Genomic DNA, 380 nt, shown 5'->3' with positions numbered 1-380 from the left:
GCGCGTGCATGGTGCGCGTCTCGGTCTCGCTCGGCTCCAGCCAGCGCAGCGGCTCGGGAATGGGCACCTGGTAGACCATGGTCTGGCCTGCGCGCAGTGCCGTTTCCGGAATGCGGTGACGGGTCTGGATGATCGACGCCTCGGCGGTGCGCTCCGTCGTCTGCACGCCGGTCACGCGGCCGAAGAAGCGGCGGATGTTGATGGCGTTCGTCGTGTCGTCGGAACCCTGGTCGATCACCTTCAGCACGTCCTGCTTGCCGATGATGGCGGCCGTCACCTGGATGCCGCCGGTGCCCCAGCCATAGGGCAGCGGCATTTCGCGGCTGCCGAACGGCACCTGGTAGCCCGGAATCGCCACGGCCTTGAGCAGCGCGCGGCGC

Annotated in this window: 1 protein-coding gene; it reads right to left on the bottom strand. The window is 68.9% G+C overall.

The window, feature by feature from the left end:
* A partial coding sequence (locus AC1DHL_RS30135) for an alpha-D-ribose 1-methylphosphonate 5-phosphate C-P-lyase PhnJ (protein WP_478164387.1) occupies window positions 1-380 on the bottom strand: 380 nt, incomplete at both ends.

The sequence above is a fragment of the Variovorax sp. 10L426 genome (assembly GCF_056395305.1).
The sequence above is the reverse complement of the archived record's forward strand: the minus strand, read 5'-3'. Positions and strand labels throughout refer to the sequence as shown.